Annotated in this window: 20 protein-coding genes; 18 read left to right on the top strand and 2 right to left on the bottom strand. The window is 58.9% G+C overall.

The features are described 5' to 3' along the window. Positions 1–239: 239 nt before the first annotated feature. The 3 genes from BM152_RS14605 (at position 240) to purU (ending at position 2,298) form a co-directional block, all read left to right on the top strand. The gene (locus BM152_RS14605) at positions 240–563 is read left to right on the top strand and encodes a 2Fe-2S iron-sulfur cluster-binding protein (RefSeq protein WP_066600770.1); all 324 of its coding nucleotides are present in this window, start codon (positions 240–242) and stop codon (positions 561–563) included. Beyond that, entirely contained in the window at positions 563–1,279 is a 717-nt protein-coding gene (locus tag BM152_RS14600) for an FG-GAP repeat domain-containing protein (RefSeq protein ID WP_066600766.1), read from the top strand. Before BM152_RS14605 ends, BM152_RS14600 begins: the two co-directional genes overlap by 1 nt. A 134-nt stretch (positions 1,280–1,413) precedes the next feature. Next, the gene (purU, locus tag BM152_RS14595; protein WP_066600762.1) at positions 1,414–2,298 is read left to right on the top strand and encodes a formyltetrahydrofolate deformylase; all 885 of its coding nucleotides are present in this window, start codon (positions 1,414–1,416) and stop codon (positions 2,296–2,298) included. Positions 2,299–2,354: 56 nt separating this feature from the next. Here purU and BM152_RS14590 read toward each other — a convergent pair whose 3' ends face one another. Beyond that, positions 2,355–3,287 (bottom strand): L-lactate dehydrogenase, encoded by a 933-nt coding sequence (locus BM152_RS14590; protein ID WP_066600760.1) that lies wholly within the window; start codon positions 3,285–3,287, stop codon positions 2,355–2,357. Positions 3,288–3,557: 270 nt separating this feature from the next. Between BM152_RS14590 and BM152_RS14585 the strand changes: the two genes are divergently transcribed. The 14 genes from BM152_RS14585 (at position 3,558) to recN (ending at position 19,602) form a co-directional block, all read left to right on the top strand. Continuing rightward, positions 3,558–4,727, top strand: coding sequence for a peptidoglycan glycosyltransferase FtsW (locus tag BM152_RS14585; RefSeq protein WP_066600908.1), 1,170 nt, complete (start codon positions 3,558–3,560; stop codon positions 4,725–4,727). Positions 4,728–4,773: 46 nt separating this feature from the next. Continuing rightward, positions 4,774–5,874 carry an undecaprenyldiphospho-muramoylpentapeptide beta-N-acetylglucosaminyltransferase gene (gene murG / locus BM152_RS14580; protein ID WP_066600754.1) on the top strand — a complete coding sequence of 367 codons (1,101 nt, stop codon included), beginning with the start codon at positions 4,774–4,776 and terminating at the stop codon, positions 5,872–5,874. A 51-nt stretch (positions 5,875–5,925) separates the two neighbouring features. Continuing rightward, complete coding sequence (gene murC, locus BM152_RS14575) at positions 5,926–7,329, top strand: UDP-N-acetylmuramate--L-alanine ligase (RefSeq protein ID WP_066600752.1); 1,404 nt, start codon at positions 5,926–5,928, stop codon at positions 7,327–7,329. Between the two features lie 195 nt (positions 7,330–7,524). Beyond that, a complete protein-coding gene (locus BM152_RS14570) occupies positions 7,525–8,712 on the top strand; it encodes an APC family permease (protein ID WP_066600749.1) in 1,188 nt (395 codons plus the stop codon). Further along, positions 8,709–8,960 carry a DUF2484 family protein gene (locus tag BM152_RS14565; protein WP_332937023.1) on the top strand — a complete coding sequence of 84 codons (252 nt, stop codon included), beginning with the start codon at positions 8,709–8,711 and terminating at the stop codon, positions 8,958–8,960. The genes BM152_RS14570 and BM152_RS14565 overlap by 4 nt, the downstream gene beginning before the upstream one ends. A gap of 129 nt (positions 8,961–9,089) precedes the next feature. Then, positions 9,090–9,350 (top strand): DUF2484 family protein, encoded by a 261-nt coding sequence (locus BM152_RS14560; protein WP_066600741.1) that lies wholly within the window; start codon positions 9,090–9,092, stop codon positions 9,348–9,350. Further along, positions 9,347–10,312: a UDP-N-acetylmuramate dehydrogenase gene (gene murB, locus BM152_RS14555; RefSeq protein WP_066600739.1), complete on the top strand. Its 966-nt coding sequence runs from the start codon at positions 9,347–9,349 to the stop codon at positions 10,310–10,312. Before BM152_RS14560 ends, murB begins: the two co-directional genes overlap by 4 nt. 144 nt (positions 10,313–10,456) lie before the next feature. Beyond that, positions 10,457–11,368, top strand: coding sequence for a D-alanine--D-alanine ligase (locus BM152_RS14550; protein WP_066600736.1), 912 nt, complete (start codon positions 10,457–10,459; stop codon positions 11,366–11,368). Next, on the top strand, positions 11,356–12,336 hold the full coding sequence (locus BM152_RS14545; protein WP_082715295.1) for a cell division protein FtsQ/DivIB: 981 nt from the start codon (positions 11,356–11,358) through the stop codon (positions 12,334–12,336). Before BM152_RS14550 ends, BM152_RS14545 begins: the two co-directional genes overlap by 13 nt. After that, positions 12,333–13,664, top strand: a complete 1,332-nt coding sequence (gene ftsA / locus BM152_RS14540; RefSeq protein ID WP_066600731.1) for a cell division protein FtsA — start codon at positions 12,333–12,335, stop codon at positions 13,662–13,664. Before BM152_RS14545 ends, ftsA begins: the two co-directional genes overlap by 4 nt. Positions 13,665–14,070: 406 nt before the next feature. Further along, complete coding sequence (gene ftsZ, locus BM152_RS14535; RefSeq protein WP_066600726.1) at positions 14,071–15,711, top strand: cell division protein FtsZ; 1,641 nt, start codon at positions 14,071–14,073, stop codon at positions 15,709–15,711. A gap of 314 nt (positions 15,712–16,025) precedes the next feature. Continuing rightward, the gene (gene lpxC / locus BM152_RS14530; protein ID WP_066600723.1) at positions 16,026–16,961 is read left to right on the top strand and encodes a UDP-3-O-acyl-N-acetylglucosamine deacetylase; all 936 of its coding nucleotides are present in this window, start codon (positions 16,026–16,028) and stop codon (positions 16,959–16,961) included. Positions 16,962–17,099: 138 nt separating this feature from the next. Next, on the top strand, positions 17,100–17,936 hold the full coding sequence (locus tag BM152_RS14525; RefSeq protein WP_074914371.1) for an outer membrane protein assembly factor BamD: 837 nt from the start codon (positions 17,100–17,102) through the stop codon (positions 17,934–17,936). Positions 17,937–17,949: 13 nt separating this feature from the next. Beyond that, positions 17,950–19,602, top strand: coding sequence for a DNA repair protein RecN (recN, locus tag BM152_RS14520; RefSeq protein WP_066600721.1), 1,653 nt, complete (start codon positions 17,950–17,952; stop codon positions 19,600–19,602). Between the two features lie 236 nt (positions 19,603–19,838). On the opposite strand, the gene BM152_RS14515 is transcribed toward recN, so the two are convergent. Then, the gene (locus BM152_RS14515; protein ID WP_082715294.1) at positions 19,839–21,707 is read right to left on the bottom strand and encodes a TniQ family protein; all 1,869 of its coding nucleotides are present in this window, start codon (positions 21,705–21,707) and stop codon (positions 19,839–19,841) included. A 378-nt stretch (positions 21,708–22,085) separates the two neighbouring features. On the opposite strand from BM152_RS14515, the gene BM152_RS14510 reads away from it, so the two are divergent. Continuing rightward, positions 22,086–22,343 (top strand): transposase (locus tag BM152_RS14510; protein ID WP_139222514.1); only part of this gene is annotated, 258 nt, incomplete at its 3' end.

Below are 22,343 nucleotides of genomic sequence, written 5' to 3'. Positions count from 1 at the left end.
TTTTCCCGGCCTCTTGTCGGTGTTCCGGAATTTTGCCGCCATGCTACCCTGATCTGCGGGATATGCCAAAGAGGAATGCGTAATCGGCGCTTTGGGTCCTGAAATCTGTGCCACAAAATATGGCACTTGCCGTTTATGGCCCGGCGGGAAGGGAGGCTTGTGGCGCAATGGCTCTTTTCTCTACCTGACTGTCAGGATAAGCCTGTTGCAAAGCAAGACGAGCGAAAAAGGATAAGCCAATGGTCAAAATCACCTATGTCGAATTCGGCGGGACCGAACATGTCGTGGATGTGCCCGTGGGGCGCACAGTCATGGAAGGGGCGCGTGACAATGGTGTTCCGGGAATTGATGCGGATTGCGGTGGGGCCTGTGCCTGCTCCACCTGCCATGTCTATGTCGCGCCCGAATGGGTCGAGAAACTTCCGGCGATGGATGACATGGAAGAGGATATGCTGGACTTTGCCTATCAACCCGATCCGGCGCGTTCGCGCCTGACCTGTCAGATCAAGGTGACCGAAGACATCGACGGTCTGGTGGTCAACCTGCCCGAAAAGCAGATCTGATGTTTCTACGGCTGGCCACATGCGTTGCTTTGGCGGCCAGCCCGCTTGCCGCTGCCGAGATCACGGGCGCGCGTTATGTGGAGCCGACGCAGGTCTATGACCACGGCGCGGTGCACAATGGCGAATATGCGCGGATGGTGGTCACGCTGGATGATGGCACCACACGCGCGGCGGCGTTCAAGAAAAGTGTGTTCGAGGACACAGCCCCGAGGCTCCATGATCTCGACGGAGACGGTGCGCCGGAGGTGGTCACGGTTGTGAGCGGCTTTGTCACCGGAGCGTGGGTGCAGGTCTGGGCGCTGGATGAAAAAGATCGCCTCATCCCCGTCAAGGCCAGCGCCCCCATCGGTCAACGCCACCGCTGGCTGGCCATTGCGGGTATTGCCGATTTCGATGGCGACGGTGTGGATGAGATTGCCTATGTGGACCGGCCGCATCTTGTCAAAGAGCTGGTGTTCATGCCTGTCGATCTGGCCAGGGAGGGGATGCTGGCTGCCTCGGCGCGGGTCGGGGGGCTGACCAATCACCATCTGGGAGCGGCGGAGATCGAAGGCGGCGTGCGTGTCTGTGCGGGAGATGTGCCTGTGGTCGTGACGGCCAATGCCGACTGGTCCTCGGTCATGGAGACCCGTTTTGTGAATGGCGTGCCGCAAGCCGTTGCCGTTGCCCCTTATGAAGGGCCGCAGAGCTTTGCGCCCTATCTCACCTGCGAGTGACGCCTTTCGGAAACCTCTGTTTCTGAAAGTGACCGTGGGGCACTGGTAAACCCGTTCAAGCCGCCGTTTCGCGCTGGCATTCGTACGGGTTCAGGACAAAACTCCGGCAAAATGTAAGAAAGCCCGAGGTTCCAATGAGCTCCCATGTCCTGACCGTCACTTGCCCGTCCAAACGGGGCATCGTTGCCGCCATTTCCGGTAAGCTGGCCGAGCTTGGCTGCAACATCACCGACTCCGCGCAGTTCGATGACACGAACACGGGACAGTTCTTCATGCGGGTGAGTTTCGTCTCGGAAAAGGGGATGACACGGGCCGAGGTTCGGGATCATTTCTCTGCGCTTGCCAGTGATTTTGATATGGCATGGGCCGTGCATGATGCCGACAAGAAGATGAAAGTCGTGATCATGGTTTCCCGCTTCGGGCATTGCCTGAACGATCTTTTGTATCGCTGGCGGATCGGGGCGCTTCCGATTGATATTGTGGCTGTGGTGTCCAACCACATGGATTACCAGAAGCTCGTGGTGAACCACGACATTCCCTTCTATCAGGTGCGTGTCACGAAAGAGAACAAGGCCGCTGCCGAAGCGCGGCTTTTGGAGATCGTCGAGGAGAGCGGCGCGGAACTGGTTGTTCTGGCGCGCTATATGCAAATCCTCTCCGATCAGCTTTGCCAGAAAATGTCGGGCCGGATCATCAATATCCACCACTCTTTCCTGCCGTCTTTCAAGGGCGCGAACCCTTATAAGCAGGCCTATGAGCGCGGGGTAAAGCTGATCGGGGCGACGGCGCATTATGTGACCGCCGATCTGGACGAAGGTCCGATCATTGAGCAGGACACCACTCGCGTGACCCATGCGCAAAGTCCGGAGGATTATGTGTCTCTTGGCCGCGATGTCGAAGCGCAAGTTCTGTCGCGGGCCATCCACGCGCATATTCACCATCGGGTGTTTATCAATGGCAACAAGACGGTGGTGTTTCCGGCCTCTCCAGGGTCTTATGCATCAGAGCGGATGGGGTGAGACAACTCACCCTGAATCTGCAATGTCGCGTGCCTTTTTCGTAAGAGGCGAGGCTCTCAATACTCCAGCGCGTCAAGCGTCTCTTTCAGCAGCCGCGCCGAAGCCCCGAGCGCCTCGTGTTCGCCGTCGTCCAGTTCCGGAAACAGGTCCGCGACCACACCTTGCGCGCCGACAATGCGGGGGATGGAGAGAGCGACGTCTTTCACCCCTTCGACCTTCGGTGCGACAATGGAGACCGACAGCACCGTTTGTTCGTCCCGCGCGATGGCCCGCACAAGCCGTTCCAGCCCTGCGCCGATCCCGTACCATGTCGCGCCTTTGCCGTTGATGATCGTATAGGCGGCGTTGCGCACCCCGTCATCAATCCGCGCCTTGGCCCCTTCGGTGAGGGGGACACGCATCTGGGCGGCGAAGTCTTTCACTGACAAAGCGCCTGCGCGTGCCGAGGACCAGCACAGCACTTCGCTATCGCCATGTTCTCCCAGCACATAGGCATGGACGGAGCGCGGGGAGACGCCGAGATGCTCGCCAATCAGATGCCGGAACCGCGCGGTGTCGAGAATGGTGCCCGACCCGATCACCCGTGACGGGGGCAGGCCAGAGAGCCGTGTGGCGATCTGGGTCATGATGTCCACGGGGTTGGTGGCGACGAGCAGGATCGCATCCGGCGCGGCGTCAAGCACCTTGCCGATGATCTGGCGGAACACTTCTGCATTGCGGGTCAGAAGCTCAAGGCGGCTCTCGCCAGGTTTCTGCCCGACACCAGCTGCGAGGATCACCACGCCCGCGCCCTCAAGGTCGCTGTAGTCGCCCGCCATAACCGCCGTCGAGGAGGCAAAGGGCACCGCGTGGGCAATGTCTTCGGCCTGTGCGCGGGCGAGATCCGCGTTGTAATCGACAAAAACGACTTTGCTGGCCGTGCCTTTGAGCGCGATAGCGTAACCGGCGGCCGAGCCGACCATACCTGCGCCGACGATCCCGATTTTCATGTCATTCTCCAAATGTGGAAGGGGTTAAAGCCTCTTGCGAAACACTTTAGCGCTAGCATGTGGGGATTCCCTGTTTCGATCAATGACAGGGATCAATTCGAAATTTGCAATGTATTGGCGGAAGCCTTCGGCAAAACCCCGCTTTTCTGTGCGCCGCAGATCGGGGAAACACAATCTGTAGTGGCGCAAAGCGAGAAAAACCGTTACTCTGGACAAATCAGATCCGGAAAACCGGACGAAAAATATGATAACGAGGCAGTAGGCGGTATCATGACAGAGATGGTGTATGGCTCGACGCCAGTGCGCGTGGGTGAGCCGATCTTGCCGCGTTGGTGGCGGACAATCGACAAATGGACTCTGTCCTGTGTCTTTATCCTGTTCGGGATCGGGCTGTTGCTCGGACTGGCCGCGTCACCGCCGCTGGCCGAGAAAAACGGCTTTGCCGACCTTTTCCACTATGTAAAACGTCAGGCGTTTTTTGGCTCTTTGGGCCTTATGGTGATGATTGGCGTAACCATGATGGACCCAGCACGGGTGCGGCGTCTGGCGGTTCTGGGCTTTGCCGCGACACTGATCTCGCTGTTCTTGCTGCCCGCCTTCGGGACAGATTTCGGCAAGGGGGCGACGCGGTGGTTCTCCTTGGGCTTCGCCTCTGTCCAGCCCTCCGAATTTCTCAAACCCGCTTTCGTCATCACCTCCGCATGGCTCATGGCCGCAGGGCTTGAGATCGGTGGTCCTCCAGGGAGGCTCTATTCCTTCCTGATCACTGCGCTGGTTGTGATCCTTTTGGCATTGCAGCCCGACTTCGGGCAGGCTTCCCTAATCCTCTTTGCTTGGGGCGTGATGTATTTCGTCGCCGGAGCGCCTTTGACCCTGCTGGTCGGGATCGCGGGGCTTGTCGTCGCAGGCGGCACATTTGCCTACCATAATTCCGAACACTTCGCGCGGCGTATCGACGGGTTTCTGAACCCCTCGATCGACCCGACCACCCAGATCGGCTATGCCACGAACGCGATCCGCGAGGGCGGGTTCTTCGGCGTGGGCGTGGGCGAAGGGACTGTCAAATGGTCGCTGCCTGATGCGCATACCGATTTCATCATTGCGGTTGCGGCCGAAGAATACGGGCTGATCCTCGTGCTGATCATCATCGCGCTTTATGCCACGATCACCGTGCGCTCGCTCTGGCGTTTGCTCAAGGAGCGTGATCCGTTCATCCGCCTTGCGGGAACGGGGCTGGCCTGCGCGTTCGGCATTCAGGCCTTTATCAACATGGGTGTGGCTGTGAGGCTCTTGCCAGCCAAGGGCATGACCTTGCCTTTCGTGTCCTATGGCGGGTCTTCCGTGATCGCGTCGGGCATTGCGCTCGGGGCGCTTCTGGCCTTTACCCGCACCCGTCCGCAGGGCGAGATCGGGGACATCCTGATCCGCCGCGGTCGCTGAACCGGTCACGCGTCCGGCTGTTGACCCAAAAGAACAAGAGGTTCCAATGACCCACAAACTTCCCCTTCTCGTGATCGCCGCTGGCGGCACCGGCGGGCATATGTTTCCGGCGCAGGCGCTGGCCGAAGTGATGCTGGCGCGGGGGTGGCGGGTGAAGCTGTCGACCGACGCCCGTGGCGCACGCTATACCGGCGCTTTCCCCGAGGCGGTCGAGATCGAAGTCATGCCTTCGGCTACATTTGCCCGTGGTGGACTTGCTGCCAAGGCGATGGTTCTGCCGCGCATTATCGGTGGCGTGTTCAAGGCCATGTCGAAATTCCTGCGCGACAAGCCCTCTGTTGTGGTGGGGTTTGGCGGTTATCCGGCGATTCCTGCGGTGGCGGCGGCGACCTTGTTGAAACTGCCGCGCATGATCCATGAACAAAACGGTGTTCTGGGGCGGGTCAATGAGGTCTTTGCCAAACGGGTCGACAAGGTTGCCTGTGGCACATGGCCCACGGCTTTGCCCGAAGGGGTTGAAGGCGTCTACACCGGCAATCCTGTTCGCGCCGCCGTCCTTGAGAAACACGGTGCGCCCTATATTCCTCCCGGAGATTATCCGATGGAAATTCTGGTCATGGGCGGCTCGCAAGGGGCGCGCATTCTGTCGGATGTGGTGCCCGAAGCGATTGCGCGTCTGTCCGCGCCGTTGCGGGCGAACCTGCGGATCAGCCAGCAGGCTCGTGCCGAAGACCTTGAGCGTGTGGTGGAGTTCTATCATGCGCGGGGTATTCAGGCCGATGTGCAGACTTTTATCCATGACGTGCCCAAGCGGATGAGTGAAAGCCAGTTGGTGATCACACGTTCGGGGGCGTCATCGGTGGCGGATGTGTCCGTGATCGGGCGGCCTGCCATTTTCATCCCCTATGCTGCGGCCACGGCGGACCATCAAACCGCGAATGCACGCGGGTTGGTCGAAGCCAATGCCGCCATCATGATCCCTGAGAGCCAGTTGACGCCTGAAAGTCTGACCGAGCAGATCGAGAACGTGCTGGCGCATCCGCAAGGGGGCCTGATGATGGCCAATGCGGCGCTCTCTGTGGCGAAACCGCAAGCGGCAGAAGAATTGGCGGCGCTGGTGGAAGAGCTGGCGTTCAACAAGACATAAGGCGGCCCGAACGGGTCCGGTAAAGAATAAAGAAAAGAAGAGACGAGTGAGATGAACGCGAGCGTAACCAAACTCCCCACCGAGATGGGCCCAATCCATTTTGTCGGCATTGGCGGGATCGGCATGTCGGGCATTGCCGAAGTGCTGTTGAACCACGGCTATCGGGTGCAGGGATCGGATTTGAAAGCCTCGAAAATCACCGACCGGCTCAAGGAGCTGGGCGCGGTGATCTATGAGGGCCAGCGCGCGAAAAATCTCGAAGATGCCGAGGTCGTGGTGATCTCGTCTGCGATCAAACCGGGCAATCCGGAGCTTGACGCTGCGCGTGCCAAAGGTCTTCCGGTGGTGCGCCGCGCGGAGATGCTCGCAGAGCTTATGCGGTTGAAATCCAACGTGGCTGTGGCCGGCACACACGGCAAGACGACAACCACGACGCTGGTGGCCGAATTGCTGGTCGCTGGCGGGATTGATCCGACAGTGATCAACGGCGGTATCATCCATGCTTACGGCTCCAATGCCCGCATGGGGCAGGGCGACTGGATGGTGGTCGAGGCCGACGAGTCCGATGGCACCTTCAACCGTCTGCCGGCCACGATTGCGATTGTGACCAATATCGACCCCGAACATATGGAGCATTGGGGTTCTATCGAGAACCTGCGCCAAGGGTTTTACGACTTTGTCTCCGGCATTCCGTTTTACGGTCTTGCCGTGTGCTGCACCGATCATCCGGAAGTGCAAAGTCTTGTAGGCAAGATTACCGACCGCCGTGTTGTCACCTACGGGTTCAACGCGCAGGCCGATGTGCGTGCCGTGAATCTGACCTATAAGAAAGGTGTCGCGCATTTCGACATTATGCTGGCGGCCGAGGATATGGTGATCGAGGGCTGCACCCTGCCGATGCCGGGCGATCACAATGTGTCGAACGCTCTGGCCGCTGTGGCGGTTGCACGTCATCTCGGGATGAAGACCGAAGAGATCAAAGCAGCGCTGACAGCGTTTGGCGGGGTGAACCGCCGGTTTACCCGCGTGGGCGAGGTGAATGGCGTCACGATCATTGACGATTACGGCCACCATCCGGTGGAGATTGCCGCCGTGCTCAAAGCCGCGCGTCAGGCCACCGAAGGCCGTGTCATTGCTGTGCATCAGCCGCATCGCTACTCGCGCCTGCATTCCCTGTTCGAGGATTTCTGCACCTGTTTCAACGAGGCGGATGTTGTGGGCATTGCCGAGGTTTACGCCGCAGGCGAAGCGCCGATCGAGGGGGCGTCCCCGGATGATCTGGTGGCGGGGCTCATCCGTCACGGCCATCGCCATGCCCGCGCCGTGACCTGCGAGGACGATCTGGAGCGCCTTGTGCGCGAACAGGCCCGTCCGGGCGATATGGTGGTCTGCCTCGGGGCAGGGACGATTTCTGCGTGGGCGCATAACCTGCCGGAGCGCCTGTCAAAAGGGTGAGGTTTACCCCCCGCTTTGTTCTGACGCAGAGACGGGCGCGGGCTGATGGTGTAAAGCCTTTCCCGAACACCTGAGCGACAGAGCTTCGGGAAGTGCTGCGCAACATCTTGACGCCGCATATCTCCCGCAGTCTGTTTGTGGCTCAGGGTCCGCGCGGAAGGCCTGCACCTGACCGCGCTCGCAATGGAGAGGCGCATGGCAGAGAAACTCAAACGCCGCATCGGCCCCGGATTGCTCACCGCATACGGCGTGGGCGTGATGGTGGGCGCGGGGATTTATGTTCTGGTCGGAACGGTCGCGGCCCAAGCCGGACTTTACGCCCCGTTGGCCTTTCTGCTCGCAGGTCTGATTGCGGCCCCGTCGGCGCTTTCCTATGCCGAACTTTCCACTCGCATTCCCGAAGCGGCGGGGGAGGCGGCCTATGTCGAGGCGGGACTCGGCTCGCGCCTCATGGGGTTGATCGTCGGTCTGGCCATTGTCGCAGGCGGCACGGTCTCGGCGGCGGCTGTGCTCAGAGGGGGTGCGGGCTATCTGACAAGCATCGTGGATATGCCGTTCAATCTTGCGGTGGTCGGCCTTGGTGTGATGCTTGTGGCCGTGGCGATTGTCGGCGTTCTGGAAAGCCTTGCTATGGCCGCGCTGTTCACCGTGATCGAGGTGACGGGGCTGGCGCTTGTGGTCTGGTCCGGCTGGCACGCGCCGGTCTCCCCCGATTTCGCCACCCCTGCGGCGCCCTATTTTCCGGGCATCGGGGTGGCCGCGACACTGGCGTTTTTTGCCTTCATCGGGTTTGAGGACATCGTAAACATGGCCGAGGAGGTCAAGCACCCCGAGCGCACGCTGCCCATCGCCATCATCGGCTCTCTCATCATCACCACGCTGCTCTATGCCGGAGTCACCGTGACAGCTGTGCGGGCGGTGCCGCTCGAAGATCTCGGCGCGTCGGAGCGCCCTTTGGCTCTGGTTTATGAAGCAGGGGGCGGGCATGTCGCCGTGCTCTCTGCCATCGCGGTGACTGCGGCGCTCAACGGGGTGCTGGCACAGGTTGTCATGGCCGCCCGCGTGATGTTCGGGTTGGGCAAGCGCGGCGGGGTTCTGGGTGTCTTCCGCCATGCACACCCGCGGTTCGGCACGCCGGTGCTGGCGACCGTGCTGATCGGTGCGGTGGTGATCGGGGCGGCACTGAGCCTGCCTGTCTCCAATCTGGCGGGGGTGACCTCGACCATCCTTCTGGTGGTCTTCACCCTGGTGAACGCCAGCCTCATCCTGCTCAAGCGTCGCTCCCCCCAAGCCCCCTTCAAGGTTGCGGGCTGGGTCCCTGTTGTGGGGCTGGTCTTCGCGCTTCTGGCGCTGGTTGCATTTACCTTGGGCGGGGTCTCTTGAATTTTATCGATAATCCTTTGACAGCATTAGCCATTTGGGCGCTTGCCACCATGGCGCTTGCTCCGTTACCTTTGCGCTACCAGATTCTCCCCGGTGTGGCGCTTTTGCTCGTGCTGCCCGTGTTGCTCGTCTGGGTCGGTCTGACCTATGGGGTTTGGCCGGTGTTAATCGGTTTAGCTGCTGCCGTGTCTTTGTTTCGCAAACCGCTGGGTGTGCTTTGGCGCCGCCTGATGCGGGGACTTCGATAAAGCCTTTCGGGATGGGCCTGTTTACAGGCGGATTTCGGGAGGTGCGCGATATCAATATGTTACACGGCGTTTCCTGACGATCTGCACTGCAGGTTGTCGTGAAACGCTTTCGGCTGACAGGAGAGCCCGATGACAGTTTCTCTCGCACTTGCCTGTGGCTGGGCGATATTGGCGAATGTGATCGCCATGTTCCCCTCTCGCCGCAACCATTGGCCCGCGGCCTATGTCCTGATCGCTCTGGGGGTTCCCCTTTTGGGCTATGTCACCTATGAGAACGGCCCGTGGGTGGGGCTTGCCGTATTTGCGGCGGGCGTGTCCATCCTGCGCTGGCCTGTGGTGTATCTGGGCCGGTGGCTGAAAAGAACAATTGTGCGAGGTTCTACGGAATGATTTATCCCGACACACGCGGCAAACTGACCGAGAACCGGCTGTTGTCCGAGTTGACATGGCTGCGTGTGGGCGGTCCGGCGGATGTGCTGTTCCAGCCCGCCGATCTGGAAGATTTGCAGAACATCCTTGCCGCCCTTGATCCGTCTGTGGCGGTGTTTCCCATGGGCGTAGGCTCCAACCTCATCGTGCGGGATGGCGGCATTCGCGCGATGGTGATCCGCATGGGGCGCGGGTTCAACGGTATCGAGATCGAAGGCAATCGCGTGACTGCTGGTGTTGCGGCACTGGACGCCCATGTGGCCCGCAAGGCCGCTATGGCCGGGCTTGATCTGACCTTCCTGCGCACCATTCCCGGCGCGATCGGCGGGGCAGTGCGGATGAATGCGGGCTGTTACGGCTCTTATGTGGCGGATCACTTTGTGTCAGCTAAGGCCGTGACGCGGACGGGAGAATTGGTGACGCTCACGGCCGATGATCTGAACTTCCAATATCGCCAGACCGATTTGCCCGAGGGCTGGGTGATCGTGCAGGCTACATTCGAGGCCGAAGCCGCCGATCCCGCCATGCTTGAGGCGCGGATGGAAGAACAGCTTGCCAAGCGCGACGCGACGCAGCCGGTCAAGGATCGCAGCGCGGGCTCGACCTTCCGCAATCCGGCGGGGTTTTCCTCTACGGGTAAGGCCGATGATACCCATGATCTCAAGGCGTGGAAGGTGATTGACGATGCGGGGCTGCGCGGGTTTTCCATCGGTGGAGCGCAGATGAGTGAGAAACATTCGAACTTTATGATCAACACAGGTGAGGCTTCTGCGCACGATCTCGAACTTTTGGGAGAGACTGTGCGAAAAAAGGTATTTCAAAACGCGGGTCTCGCGTTACAATGGGAAATCAAACGCGTGGGCGAGTTTCTCGGGGATCCGATCCCGGACGGGCTTGCACAGGCGCAGACAACTGGCGCATAAGTCGGTATCCGGCTCACAAGACCGGAACGTGGCAAAGAACGGCCAGATCAACGTCCTGAGCAGGGCGTGACGACAGACCCCGAAAACGGGGCATTTTTCAAGGGATCGCAACAGACGGTCCCGAACATATTGAGGCGAGTGGACATGTCGAGCAGGCAGTCCCCGAAAATTGCGGTCCTCAAAGGCGGTCCCTCGGCTGAACGCGAGGTGTCTCTGTCTTCGGGACGCGAATGCGCCAAGGCGCTTCGGGGTGAAGGATTCGAAGTAATTGAAATCGACGCGGGCGAAGACCTTTGCGCGCAACTGGCCGTATGTCAGCCCGATGTCGTCTTCAATGCACTACATGGCCGGTTCGGTGAAGACGGTTGTGTGCAGGGTCTTCTCGAATGGCTGCGCCTCCCTTACACCCATTCCGGCGTTCTGGCCTCGGCCCTTGCGATGGACAAGGAAAAGACCAAAGAGGTCTACCGCGCTGCCGGGCTTCCGGTCGTGCCTTCGCTTCTGGCGCCGCGCGAAGAGGTCGAAGCGGGTCATGTGATGGCCCCGCCCTATGTCGTGAAACCCTATAACGAAGGCTCCTCCGTCGGCGTCTATATTGTGCAAGAGGGGGCCAATGCCCCGCGCATGGCCGCAGATATGCCTGCTGTCGTGATGGTCGAAGCCTATGCGCCGGGACGCGAATTGACCTGTTCCGTGATGGGTGACAAGGCCCTTTGCGTCACGGATATCGTCACGGATGGCTGGTATGATTACGAAGCGAAATATGCCGATGGCGGCTCCCGCCATGTCTGTCCTGCCGAGATCCCTGCCGAGATTGCTGCCGCTTGTCAGGACTATGCCCTGCGCGCCCACAAGGCATTGGGCTGCCGTGGCCTGTCGCGCACGGATTTCCGTTGGGACGAAGAGAAAGGTCTCGACGGCTTGGTGCTTTTGGAAACCAATACCCAGCCGGGTATGACGCCGACCTCTCTCTCGCCGGAACAGGCGCAGAAAAGCGGGCTCACTTTCGGGCAGTTCTGTAAATGGATGGTGGAGGACGCGTCATGCGACCGGTAGACCCGATCGAATTTGCCAAAGCGCCGACCGTTGGTGGCTCCGCCCGTGTGTCCGAGGCCGTGGCCCGTGCGATCCGCGCCCGCCGTGGCGAGAGCGATCCCGCGCCGCGCCCGCGTGATCCGGCGCCGTCACGCGCGGCTTACCGGATGAACCGCCTCTGGTTGACTCCTTCCTTTCGCTTTTGCCTGCGCCGCCTCGCGCCTGTCGCGGCGATTGTGGCCTGTATCGGGCTGTGGTTTGCGCAGCCGGAAAACCGCGAAGCCTTCACGGGGCATGTTCTGGCAATCAAGAACGAGGTGCAGAACCGTCCCGAGTTCATGGTCAAGCTGATGGCCATTGACGGGGCCTCGCCGGAACTCTCCGAAGACATCCGCGAAGTGATGGCACAGGATTTTCCGGTCTCCTCCTTTGATCTCGATCTGCCCGGTCTTTTGGAGCAAATCGAAAGCCTTGATGCGGTCGAAGCCGCAGGGTTGCATGTGCGTGCGGGCGGGATTTTGCAGGTGGACATCACCGAACGCACCCCCGCCGTGGTCTGGCGTTCTGAGCATGGGTTGGAAATGCTTGATGACGAGGGGCACCGCGTGGCGGCGCTCGACAGCCGGCTTGACCGTCCTGACCTACCGCTTGTCGCGGGCGAGGGGGCGGATCGCGCTGTGGGCGAGGCGCTTGCGATCCTGAGTGCGGCCGGCCCGCTGCTGCCGCGTTTGCGCGGTCTGGTGCGCGTGGGCGAGCGGCGCTGGAACGTGGTTCTGGACCGCGATCAGGTGATCATGCTGCCGGAGCAGAAGCCGCTGGGCGCCTTGGCGCAGGTTCTGGCGCTCGATCAGGCCAAAGACCTGCTGGCCCGTGATATTGAAGTTGTAGATATGCGGCGGCCCACACGGCCGACGTTGCGATTGACCGAAGCTGCGCAAGAGGAAATGCGTCGGCTTCAAGGTGTGGAACTTGGAGTGTCTTATCAATGACCGATCTCTATGAAGCCCAACGGGCGATGCGGAACATGCGCCAAGCTGCGTTGCAACGCGGTGTGATCGCCATTCTGGATGTGGGCAGTTCGAAAATCGCCTGTCTGGTTCTGCGTTTTGATGGCGAACGTTTCATGGGCGGGGATGGTGTCGGCGCTTTGGCGGGGCAGTCGTCCTTCCGTGTGATCGGTGCGGCAACGACACGCTCGCGCGGGGTGCGCTTTGGCGAGATCGATGCGATGGCGGAAACCGAACGCGCCATCCGGACCGCTGTTCAGGCGGCGCAGAAAATGGCCCAGACCCGTGTGGACCATGTGATCGCCTGTTTCTCCGGCGGCAGCCCGCGGTCCTACGGCATCGCCGGTCAGGTTGATGTGGAATATGATACCGTGTCCGAACAGGATGTGGCCCGCGTTCTGGCCTCGTCTGATGTGCCTGACTACGGCGCGCATCGCGAAGTGCTCCATGCCCAGCCGGTGAATTTCCAGCTCGACCATCGCTCCGGTCTCAAAGACCCGCGTGGCCAGATCGGGCAGAGCCTGTCCGTCGATATGCATATGCTGACCGTGGACACGGCGGCGATCCAGAACCTTCTGTATTGTATCAAGCGCTGTGACCTCGAAGTGGCGGGGCTGGCCTCCGGTGCCTATGTCTCCGGCATTTCGGCGCTCGTGGAAGATGAGCAGGAACTCGGCGCAGCCTGTGTTGATATGGGTGGCGGGGCGACGGATGTCTCTATCTTCATGAAAAAGCACATGATCTATGCCGATAGCGTGCGCATGGGCGGGGAACATGTGACCTCCGACATTGCGATGGGGCTGCAAATCCCGCTGTCGACCGCTGAGCGGATCAAGACCTTTTATGGCGGCATTGTCGCGACCGGCATGGATGATCGCGAGATGATCGAAGTGGGGGGCGATAGCGGCGACTGGGACAAAGACCGCCGGACGGTGTCGCGCGCCGAACTCATCGGGATTATCCGCCCGCGTGTCGAGGAAATCCTCGAAGGCGTGCGCGATTGTCTGGATGCCGCCGGATTTGAACATATGCCTTCGCAGCAGATTGTGCTCACCGGCGGGGCCTCGCAAATTCCGGGGCTGGACACTCTGGCGCCGAAAATCCTCGGGCAGAATGTGCGGATCGGACGGCCTTTGCGTGTGCAGGGGCTGCCGCAGGCCGCCACCGGCGCGGCCTTTGCCTCTGCTGTGGGGCTGTGCCTGTTTGCCGCCAACCCGCAAGACGAATGGTGGGATTTCGAGATTCCGGTCGACCGCTATCCGGCGCGTTCACTCAAACGTGCGATGCGGTGGTTCAAGGAAAACTGGTAAGATATTGCAGCCCGCGCGCGGGCTGTGATAGGTTTCGATCAGGCAGAAGACCTGAAGAAACGGGTTTCGCGACACAGGCGCAAGAGCAGTGCCCTGACATCGTTATAAGGTTTGCGGCAGAAATGCCGGTTTCGAGGTGAGACAGCGAACCGCACCCCGTTCTATAGGTGTGTCGACGGTCCAACCCGCTAAATCTGGCCTTTTGCGCAAAATCCCGCCGAATTTTGCCGATTTATCCCCTATATTTTGTGGTGAATCTCTGTTTTGGGGATGACGTGACGATCGAAAACCCATAGAATTTAGGGTGAATAGGTAAAATTTGCCCCGATTCAGGGGCGGGGACATAAGGGCGACTTGGGCAGAATGTGCAATCGCCCCGGCACGAGAGAAAGCAGGCGGTACACTCATGGCTTTGAATCTGACGATGCCCGAGCGGGACGAGTTGAAACCGAAAATTACGGTGTTTGGTGTTGGTGGTGCAGGCGGCAACGCGGTCAACAACATGATCGAAAAGGCGCTTGAGGGCGTCGAATTTGTGGTCGCAAACACCGACGCGCAAGCGTTGCAACATGCAAAAGCACAGGCGCGCATCCAGATGGGTGTGAAAGTGACCGAGGGTCTCGGCGCAGGCGCACGGCCTTCTGTAGGCGCTGCGGCGGCCGAGGAAAGCATCGAGGCCATTGTGGACCAGCTGGCGGGGGCGCATATGTGCTTCATCACCGCCGGTATGGGCGGCGGCACCGGCACGGGCGCGGCTCCGATCATCGCACAGGCAGCGCGTGAATTGGGTGTTCTGACCGTGGGCGTTGTCACCAAACCCTTCCAGTTCGAAGGCGCGAAACGGATGCGTCAGGCGGACGAGGGTGTCGAGCAGCTTCAGAAGATGGTCGATACGCTGATCGTCATTCCGAACCAGAATCTGTTCCGCCTTGCCAACGAGAAGACCACATTTACCGAGGCCTTCTCTATGGCCGATGACGTGCTCTATCAGGGTGTCAAAGGCATTTCCGACCTGATGGTCCGTCCGGGCCTCATCAACCTCGACTTCGCCGATGTGCGTTCCGTGATGGACGAAATGGGCAAGGCGATGATGGGCACAGGCGAGGCCAATGGCGAGGATCGCGCCGTGCAGGCCGCCGAGAAAGCCATTGCCAACCCGCTTCTGGACGAGATTTCGCTCAAAGGTGCGAAAGGCGTGCTGATCAATATCACAGGTGGTCACGATCTGACCCTGTTCGAACTGGACGAAGCCGCCAACCGTATCCGCGAAGAGGTTGATCCCGACGCGAATATCATCGTCGGCTCTACGATGGACACGGATATGGAAGGCTCCATGCGCGTCTCCGTTGTCGCTACAGGTATTGATGCCACGGTATCGGTTTCCGAAGTGCCGGTGCCGCGCCGTCGTCTTTCCGAGCCGTTGCAAGCGCCGGAAGCTGTTGAAGAGAAACTGGAACAGGCGGCCCCTGCGGCTGTTGCTGCGGCGGCCTCTGTTGAAGCTGCGGCAGATGAACCGCGCCAGCCGACTTTGGATGTCTTTGATCCGCAGCGTTCGGCAGCACGTTCCGAAGCGCCTGATGAAACGTTCCGCGCTCTTGATGATGACCTGCCGCCGCCGGCCTATCAGCCGCGTCCGCAGCCCACGCCGCAACCGGCCATGCACGAGCCGCAAGCCGAGTCTTTCGTGGCACCGCGTGCGTCCTCTGCGGGGAACCCGTCACCGGAAGCGATGGCACGGCTTCAGGCGGCTGTCTCCAAGCAACCCCGCGCCGAGGTCCGTCAGGAACAACCTGCCGCCGATCCTCACGCTGGTAAAGGCGCCCGTTTCGGCATCAATTCCCTGATCGGTCGCATGACCGGTCATGGCGGCGAGGAAGAAGCACGCCCCGCAGCCCCGCAACCGCAAGCAGCCCAGCCGCAGGCCCGCTTCGGTGCCCAGCCGCAGGTCCGTCCGCAGGTGCATCAGGCCTATGACGAAGATCAGGATACCAATCCGGAAGCCGAAAAAATCGAAATTCCGGCCTTTCTGCGTCGTCAGGCAAACTGAAATAGTTTTGTGATCCTCGCGGTGGGGTAGAGGTTTATGCCCGACCGCAACGGTTTGAAATACACGATATGACATGTTTCAAAGGTCGCCTCAGGGCGGCCTTTTTCATTTAATTTCAGAGGGTTGTGCGAGATGTTCTGCGCTGTGCGCGGGTTTTTGCCATTTGGTCAGGGAAGATGTTTCAAACGGTTACAAAGATTGAGTTGAGCCTTCAGGGGGGCATGGATTAATCATCTCTTAACACGTCCGGCATCGGTGCAATCCGATCTTGATGGGCGGGACCAACAAAGATCAAATGATCAAAGAGGCAAAACGTGCAGAGCACAGTCGCAAAACAAATTCGGTTCGACGGGGCAGGGCTTCACTCCGGTGCGCCCGTGCGTATGGTTCTCACACCTGCACCGGTTGGTCATGGCATTGTGTTCCTGCGCTCTGATATCGAAGCGGATGCCGCTGACACGCGTTCCGTGCGTATTCCAGCGCGCTGGGATGCGGTTGTGCCCTCGCAGCTTTGCACCCTCATCCGCAACGAAGACGGTGTCGAGCTTTCGACCATTGAACATATCATGGCCGCTCTTGCGGGCTGTGGTGTGACCAACGTGCTGATTTCTGTGGATGGGCCGGAAGTTCCGATCCTTGACGGATCTGCCGCGCCTTTCGTTGACGGTATCCTTGCGGCGGGCCTTGCGCGCCAGGAGGGGCCGACCCGCGCTCTTAAAATTCTTAAAACGGTCGAAGTGGAAACCGAGACCGCTAAAGCGCGTCTTGAGCCTTCGGACACGATGGAGATCGATTTCCACATTGATTTCGCCGATCCGGCCATTGGCGTGCAGGACAAGCACCTCGTCATGGCCAACGGCGCTTTCGTGCGCGAACTCTCGAACTGCCGCACCTTCTGCCGCAAGGCGGATGTGGATTACATGCGCGAACACGGGCTGGCTCTGGGCGGCACGTTTGAAAACGCCGTGGTTGTGGAAGGGGATGCCGTGCTGTCTCCGGGCGGGTTGCGTCATTCCGACGAACCTGTGCGTCACAAGATGCTCGACGCCTTGGGCGATCTCTACCTTGCCGGTGCCCCGATTCTCGGTCGCTATGTCGGTGAGAAGTCCGGCCATGCGGTGACGAATGCGCTCTTGCGCAAACTTTTTGCAACGCCCGGCGCATGGGCGTATGTCACGGCGGATGCGAAAACCGCAAGCCGCCTGCCGGGAGCGGGCGTGAGCCGTGCGGATCTGGCGGTTTGTGCGTGATCCGGCGTTTCTTTTGCCTGCTCTCCTGACCGTGACGACATTTCCCGCGCAAAGGCGTTTTGCCTCGGATTTTTCTGTGCTAGGAGTGTGGTCACGTCCTATTGAGAAGGATGGTGAACGGTGAGGGTAGGGCCTTTCATGACGGCACGAAAAACAGGCAGTTTGGCGGTAACGCTCGGGTTTTCCATGGCTTTCTTGGTGGCCTGTGGGGATCATGCCCCGACACGCGATCTGGAAGGCTACCCGGCGGACGAGATTTACGCCCGCGCGGAATATGAGATCACGCAAAAAGACTACGACGATGCGGCACAGTATTTCGCAGAAGTCGAACGTCTTTACCCCTATTCCGATTGGGCCAAGCGCGCTTTGATTATGCAGGCATTCTCCTATCATCGCGCCCGCGACTATGAGAACGCCCGCGTTTCGGCGCAGCGATTCCTCGATTTCTATCCGGCAGATGAAGATGCGGCCTACGCGCAATATCTTCTGGCGCTGTCCTATTACGACCAGATCGACGATGTGGGCCGTGATCAGGGGCTGACCTTCCAGGCGCTTCAGGCGCTGCGGGTGGTGATCGAGCGCTATCCCGACACGGAATATGCACGTTCGGCGATTCTCAAATTCGATCTCGCGTTCGACCATCTCGCGGCGAAGGAAATGGAGATCGGGCGCTACTATCTCAAGCACAAACATTACACCGCCGCGGCGAACCGCTTCCGCGTGGTGGTCGAGCAATTCCAGACCACGCAACACACCGCAGAGGCGCTGCACCGTTTGGTGGAAAGCTACCTCTCCTTGGGGCTTGTCGAAGAGGCGCAGACCGCAGGGGCGATCTTGGGTCACAACTACCGTTCCACCGACTGGTATGCGGACAGTTACAAGTTGTTGACCGGTCACGGGCTTGAGCCGAAAGCCTTTGAAAACAACTGGCTCGGTGCCGTGTATCGTCAGATGATCCGCGGCGAATGGCTCTGAGGCTCAGACACAGATGCTGAGAAGTCTCGACATCCGGGACATGCTTATCATTGACCGGTTGGAGCTTGAGTTCCAGCCGGGTCTTAATGTGTTGACCGGCGAGACCGGGGCGGGCAAGTCCATCTTGCTCGACAGTCTGGGCTTTGTGCTTGGCTGGCGCGGGCGCGCCGATCTGGTGCGCTCAGGCGCGGCACAGGGCGAAGTCACCGCTGTGTTCGACCTGCCCAAAGGCCATGATGCCGAAGAGGTGCTGGCCGAGCTTGGCATGGACACGGACGATGGCGAGTTGATCCTGCGGCGGGTCAATACGGCAGACGGGCGCAAGACCGCGTGGGTCAATGACCGCCGCGTGTCCGGCGATGTGCTGCGTCGTCTTTCCGAAGTTCTGGTCGAATTGCACGGGCAGCACGATGATCGCGGGTTGTTGAACCCGCGCGGGCATCGGGTTTTGCTCGACACATTCGGCGGGCTTGAGCCGCAACTGGCGAAGACCCGTCGCCTCTGGAAAGAGCTGGCAGCGGCGCGCAAGGCGCTTGCGGCCGCAGAGGCGGAGCAAGCTGCTCTGAAAGACGAAGAAGAGTTTCTGCGCCACGCGGTGGGCGAGTTTGATGCGCTGGCCCCTGAGCCGGGCGAAGAGGCAAAGCTCGACGCGGAACGCCGCCTGATGCAATCGGCGGAAAAGATCGCGGCAGATGTCGCCAAGGCACATCAGGCGATTTCCTATGACGGGGGCGAGGGGATGCTCTCTGATGCGCTCAAATGGCTCGAAGGGGCGGCGGAGAAGGCTGACGGACGGTTGGATAATGCGATTGAGGCTCTGGGCCGTGCGCTTAATGAGTTGGCCGAGGCGCAATCCGATGTTGAGGATTGTATCGAGGCCCTGCGCTTCAACCCGCATGAGTTGGAAGCGGTCGAGGAACGCCTTTTCGCCATTCGCGGGCTGGCTCGCAAACACAATGTTCTGGCCGATGATCTGCCCGCGCTGGCCGATGATTTGCGTAGCAAGCTGGCCGCGCTCGACAGCGGCGCAGGTGACATTGCCGCCTTGGATAAAGCTGTGGCGGAGGTCGAAGCCGCCTATGATGCAGCGGCAGGGCGTCTGAGTGCGGCGCGGACGAAAGCGGCAAGTGAGCTTGATACGCTCATGGCACGCGAATTGGCGCCGTTGAAAATGGAACGCGCGGTGTTCTCGACCGAGATCACAGAGGGCGAACCGGGCGCGGAAGGGCGTGACGCAGTGGCCTTTACCGTGGCAACCAATCCGGGCGCTCCGTCGGGACCTCTGGGCAAAATTGCCTCCGGCGGGGAGCTGTCACGTTTTCTCTTGGCGCTCAAGGTTTGCCTCACCCGCGATCAATCCGGCGTGACGATGATTTTTGACGAGATCGACCGAGGTGTCGGAGGCGCGACCGCCGATGCGGTGGGGCGGCGTCTCAAATCTCTTGCGGAAGAGGGGCAGGTCTTGGTCGTGACCCACAGCCCGCAGGTGGCGGCTCTTGGCGGGCATCATTGGCGCGTTGCCAAACGTGTGGAGAATGGCGTGACCCTCTCCGAAGTGATCCCGCTGGATGATGCGGCACGGGTCGATGAACTGGCACGGATGCTCTCCGGCGATACGATTTCCGAAGCCGCAAGAGAAGCCGCGCGTTCCCTTTTGGCGGGATAATTTCTTCACCAATTCTTAACCCGCCCGCGCTAGAGTCAAGCTGTTGTGACTGCTCCAAGGTCTCGCGTTTGGCGCAAAAGGCGAAACTCTTTTGCGCCAAACGTTATGCGGAATGCGTTTTGTGAATCACCTCATCCGATTTCCGTGAACCACCACAACCTGTTTCCGAAAAATGACGTGCAAATGAGAAATCGGGCGCTAAATAAGCAACATTTCTGCGGCGATCCGTATTTTTACTATTTATTTTCTGATAGTTGTTTGAAAATTTCTTCGATTAGATAACGTTCGTAAATGTTTCCGTAGTCCTTTCCATCAGGAGAAAACGTTTCAATTCCATTGGAACGCAAAGCCGCAATCATTGATTGCCAACTCTTTCCATAAGCTTGTGCCATCGTACGGGGTGTGAAGAATTTTTGGTGGAAAGCTTTGGCATCTTCACGTGTGATGTAAAGCTGCGGTATCTTGAGCTTTGGATTTAAAATTTGCGTCGCTGGCGTATGTCCATTCAGGATGAGACGACGCATGCTGCGTGGTCGCCGAATACCAACTGACTGTGCAAAAAGTGCTATACTAAGGTGCGGTGATTGATCCGGAGAAAGAACGGAGGCGACTTCATCGTGATAAACGTACAGTGCGGCATAACCATCATAGTCGGCATGGTTACCAATCCGTACGATCTTCTTGTCTTGAATGCCCTGAATAATTTTCTCGGGTCCGATTTTAAGCCGCATTGCCGACTTTGAGATATGTACCCATCCATGTTGTGCTTGTCTGAGAGGAACGGCTCCCAGGAAAACACTTTCGAGAAACTTTACTCCATCCGCCGGATCCCAGACGGCGTTTGTTCCTGTTGTTTTTACGGAGTGCAATCTCGGTGTAAGCACTCCGCCGGAAACAAGAAGATCAAATTGCGAGCGAGTGGCACCAATGCTGTCGGCAAAGGTTTTCACTGAAACAAGTGTAGTTGCTGCATTCAGCACATCCTCTGCTTGTTTGGCTTCAAAAACTTCCCATGCATAAGATCGGGCATTTCCAGAGATTATACCTTCGGAAAGGAGAATTTTTTTAAGGCGTCTTTGATCAATGCCTGTTGCGTGGGCGGCCGTTCGCACGGAATGAAGTTTTCTTTCTGTTACCGGCTCTCCCAGAAGTTCGTCACCGACGCCGAGAGGCCACGTCTCAAGCATATGAGATCGAAGGATATGACGAAATTCGTCATAATCTGGATCTTCGATAAACTCATAGGCCAGCTGATCATACATTCTCGGAAAGATTTTTTTAGGTCCGTCGTGGGGATCTCCTGCCAGGTTTTGCAAGCCCATAAGCGCGTCTCGGATAGCTCTCTCGCCGCGTTTGGCTACGTCGAAACCCATCTGGTAGACAGCCCATCTATCCTCAGGCAAAACTGAAGACGGTGCGCTCATTTCATGACGCAATAGCGAGGTACCAAGCATCAAGCAAAAGTTACAAGCTGCGTGTAGAGGAAATTGCTCCAACCAATTTCCTTCAGCACGGAATGTGAGTCTGTTATCTAACCAAATGTCGAAATCAGTTTCGTCGCGTAGCTGTTCGTCGAATTGCCCTGAGAGTATCGACTGTGTGACTTTTGAAAGCTGAAGAGCGGCGTCATACCGAGACGTGGGTTTGGTTTCTTTCCAGAGGGTTACCAAAGGGTGTATGTGCTTCAAGCAGAGCGTGACATGAGGGACCAGCCAGTCGCCACGCATTGCCATCGCGTTTTTTGCGCCCCCTTTGTTCTCCATGTCTTCTCTAAGGCAGTATGGGCACCCCCGCATTTCGGTCTTTTGTAGAGACCTCGTGGGAAAGCAGTGGCCGCGAAAAAGGCGTTTTCCTTTCGGAGCACCTTCAGAAGTAGGCGACCAGGAGATGACGTTTTCAGGAATACTGACGTTGAAGCTCTCAAGAGTCTTGATCGCCTCGGTATGACCGGCAATGAGCGTCTGAAATGACACTTCTTTATCGGAAGAGAACGTGGCTGCATCAACATGAAAATGTGCGGCCAGACGTGAGACGAAAGAGTTTCTCTGGGTTTGGCTGAAATGTTGATTATAGCGGACCTCGTGATACTTTGAACTCTCTTTCAATTATCTCCCGTGTGGGGGTATTCAAGCAGGTTTACATGATGATTGGTGCTATCTTACCATTTATTTCTCGGTTTTAATAACAATAAGGTTCTCAACCTTTTTGCCGCCACCTCGTTGAATGTTTCGAGAGCCCTTGACAATAGAGTTCTTAGTCTTTGCCCCCCGCTGACTTTCCCAAAAACAAAAAAGGCACCCCAATCAGCGCACAAGCGGCCGCAATCACCGTCGCCCAATCCATCCATGTTGCCGGCATGAAATACCCCAATTATTTATGTCACTATGTGACTTTGTACGTAAGCGTTCGCTGGCCCTCACCTTTTGTTCGATTGTCTAACCTGCGATGCCGTGTCCGATGGAGATCGGTGCAGGAGTTTCGCGATGGCGACTACGGTGGAGTTTCTCAGGAGCTACGGGGTGGACATACGGACCAATGGTCAGCGACGCTGGCCGGATGAGGTCAAGGCGCGGATCGTAGCTGAGAGTTTAAAGCCCGGGGCGACGGTGAACGGGGTTGCTGCGCGGTATGGGCTTCGGGCAAACCATCTGTCGGAATGGCGCCGTCGGGCGCGTGACGGCAGGTTGGTTTTACCCGCAGATGAAGAGGATGGCTTTTGTTTTGCGCCGATCGTGATGTCG

Origin of the sequence: Celeribacter halophilus (assembly GCF_900114135.1) — a bacterium.
GTDB classification, from domain to species: domain Bacteria; phylum Pseudomonadota; class Alphaproteobacteria; order Rhodobacterales; family Rhodobacteraceae; genus Celeribacter; species Celeribacter halophilus.
The sequence above is the reverse complement of the archived record's forward strand: the minus strand, read 5'-3'. Positions and strand labels throughout refer to the sequence as shown.

Excerpts from the sequence above, each read along its gene's own strand:
- BM152_RS14570 (WP_066600749.1), top strand. The coding sequence starts at position 7,525 with ATGGCAGAGAAACTCAAACGCCGCATCGGCCCCGGATTGCTCACCGCA.
- BM152_RS14605 (WP_066600770.1), top strand. The coding sequence starts at position 240 with ATGGTCAAAATCACCTATGTCGAATTCGGCGGGACCGAACATGTCGTG.
- purU (WP_066600762.1), top strand. The coding sequence starts at position 1,414 with ATGAGCTCCCATGTCCTGACCGTCACTTGCCCGTCCAAACGGGGCATC.
- recN (WP_066600721.1), top strand. The coding sequence starts at position 17,950 with ATGCTGAGAAGTCTCGACATCCGGGACATGCTTATCATTGACCGGTTG.
- BM152_RS14585 (WP_066600908.1), top strand. The coding sequence starts at position 3,558 with ATGACAGAGATGGTGTATGGCTCGACGCCAGTGCGCGTGGGTGAGCCG.
- BM152_RS14525 (WP_074914371.1), top strand. The coding sequence starts at position 17,100 with ATGACGGCACGAAAAACAGGCAGTTTGGCGGTAACGCTCGGGTTTTCC.
- BM152_RS14600 (WP_066600766.1), top strand. The coding sequence starts at position 563 with ATGTTTCTACGGCTGGCCACATGCGTTGCTTTGGCGGCCAGCCCGCTT.
- BM152_RS14560 (WP_066600741.1), top strand. The coding sequence starts at position 9,090 with ATGACAGTTTCTCTCGCACTTGCCTGTGGCTGGGCGATATTGGCGAAT.
- murB (WP_066600739.1), top strand. The coding sequence starts at position 9,347 with ATGATTTATCCCGACACACGCGGCAAACTGACCGAGAACCGGCTGTTG.
- BM152_RS14590 (WP_066600760.1), bottom strand. The coding sequence starts at position 3,287 with ATGAAAATCGGGATCGTCGGCGCAGGTATGGTCGGCTCGGCCGCCGGT.
- murC (WP_066600752.1), top strand. The coding sequence starts at position 5,926 with ATGAACGCGAGCGTAACCAAACTCCCCACCGAGATGGGCCCAATCCAT.
- ftsA (WP_066600731.1), top strand. The coding sequence starts at position 12,333 with ATGACCGATCTCTATGAAGCCCAACGGGCGATGCGGAACATGCGCCAA.
- BM152_RS14550 (WP_066600736.1), top strand. The coding sequence starts at position 10,457 with ATGTCGAGCAGGCAGTCCCCGAAAATTGCGGTCCTCAAAGGCGGTCCC.
- murG (WP_066600754.1), top strand. The coding sequence starts at position 4,774 with ATGACCCACAAACTTCCCCTTCTCGTGATCGCCGCTGGCGGCACCGGC.
- ftsZ (WP_066600726.1), top strand. The coding sequence starts at position 14,071 with ATGGCTTTGAATCTGACGATGCCCGAGCGGGACGAGTTGAAACCGAAA.
- BM152_RS14545 (WP_082715295.1), top strand. The coding sequence starts at position 11,356 with ATGCGACCGGTAGACCCGATCGAATTTGCCAAAGCGCCGACCGTTGGT.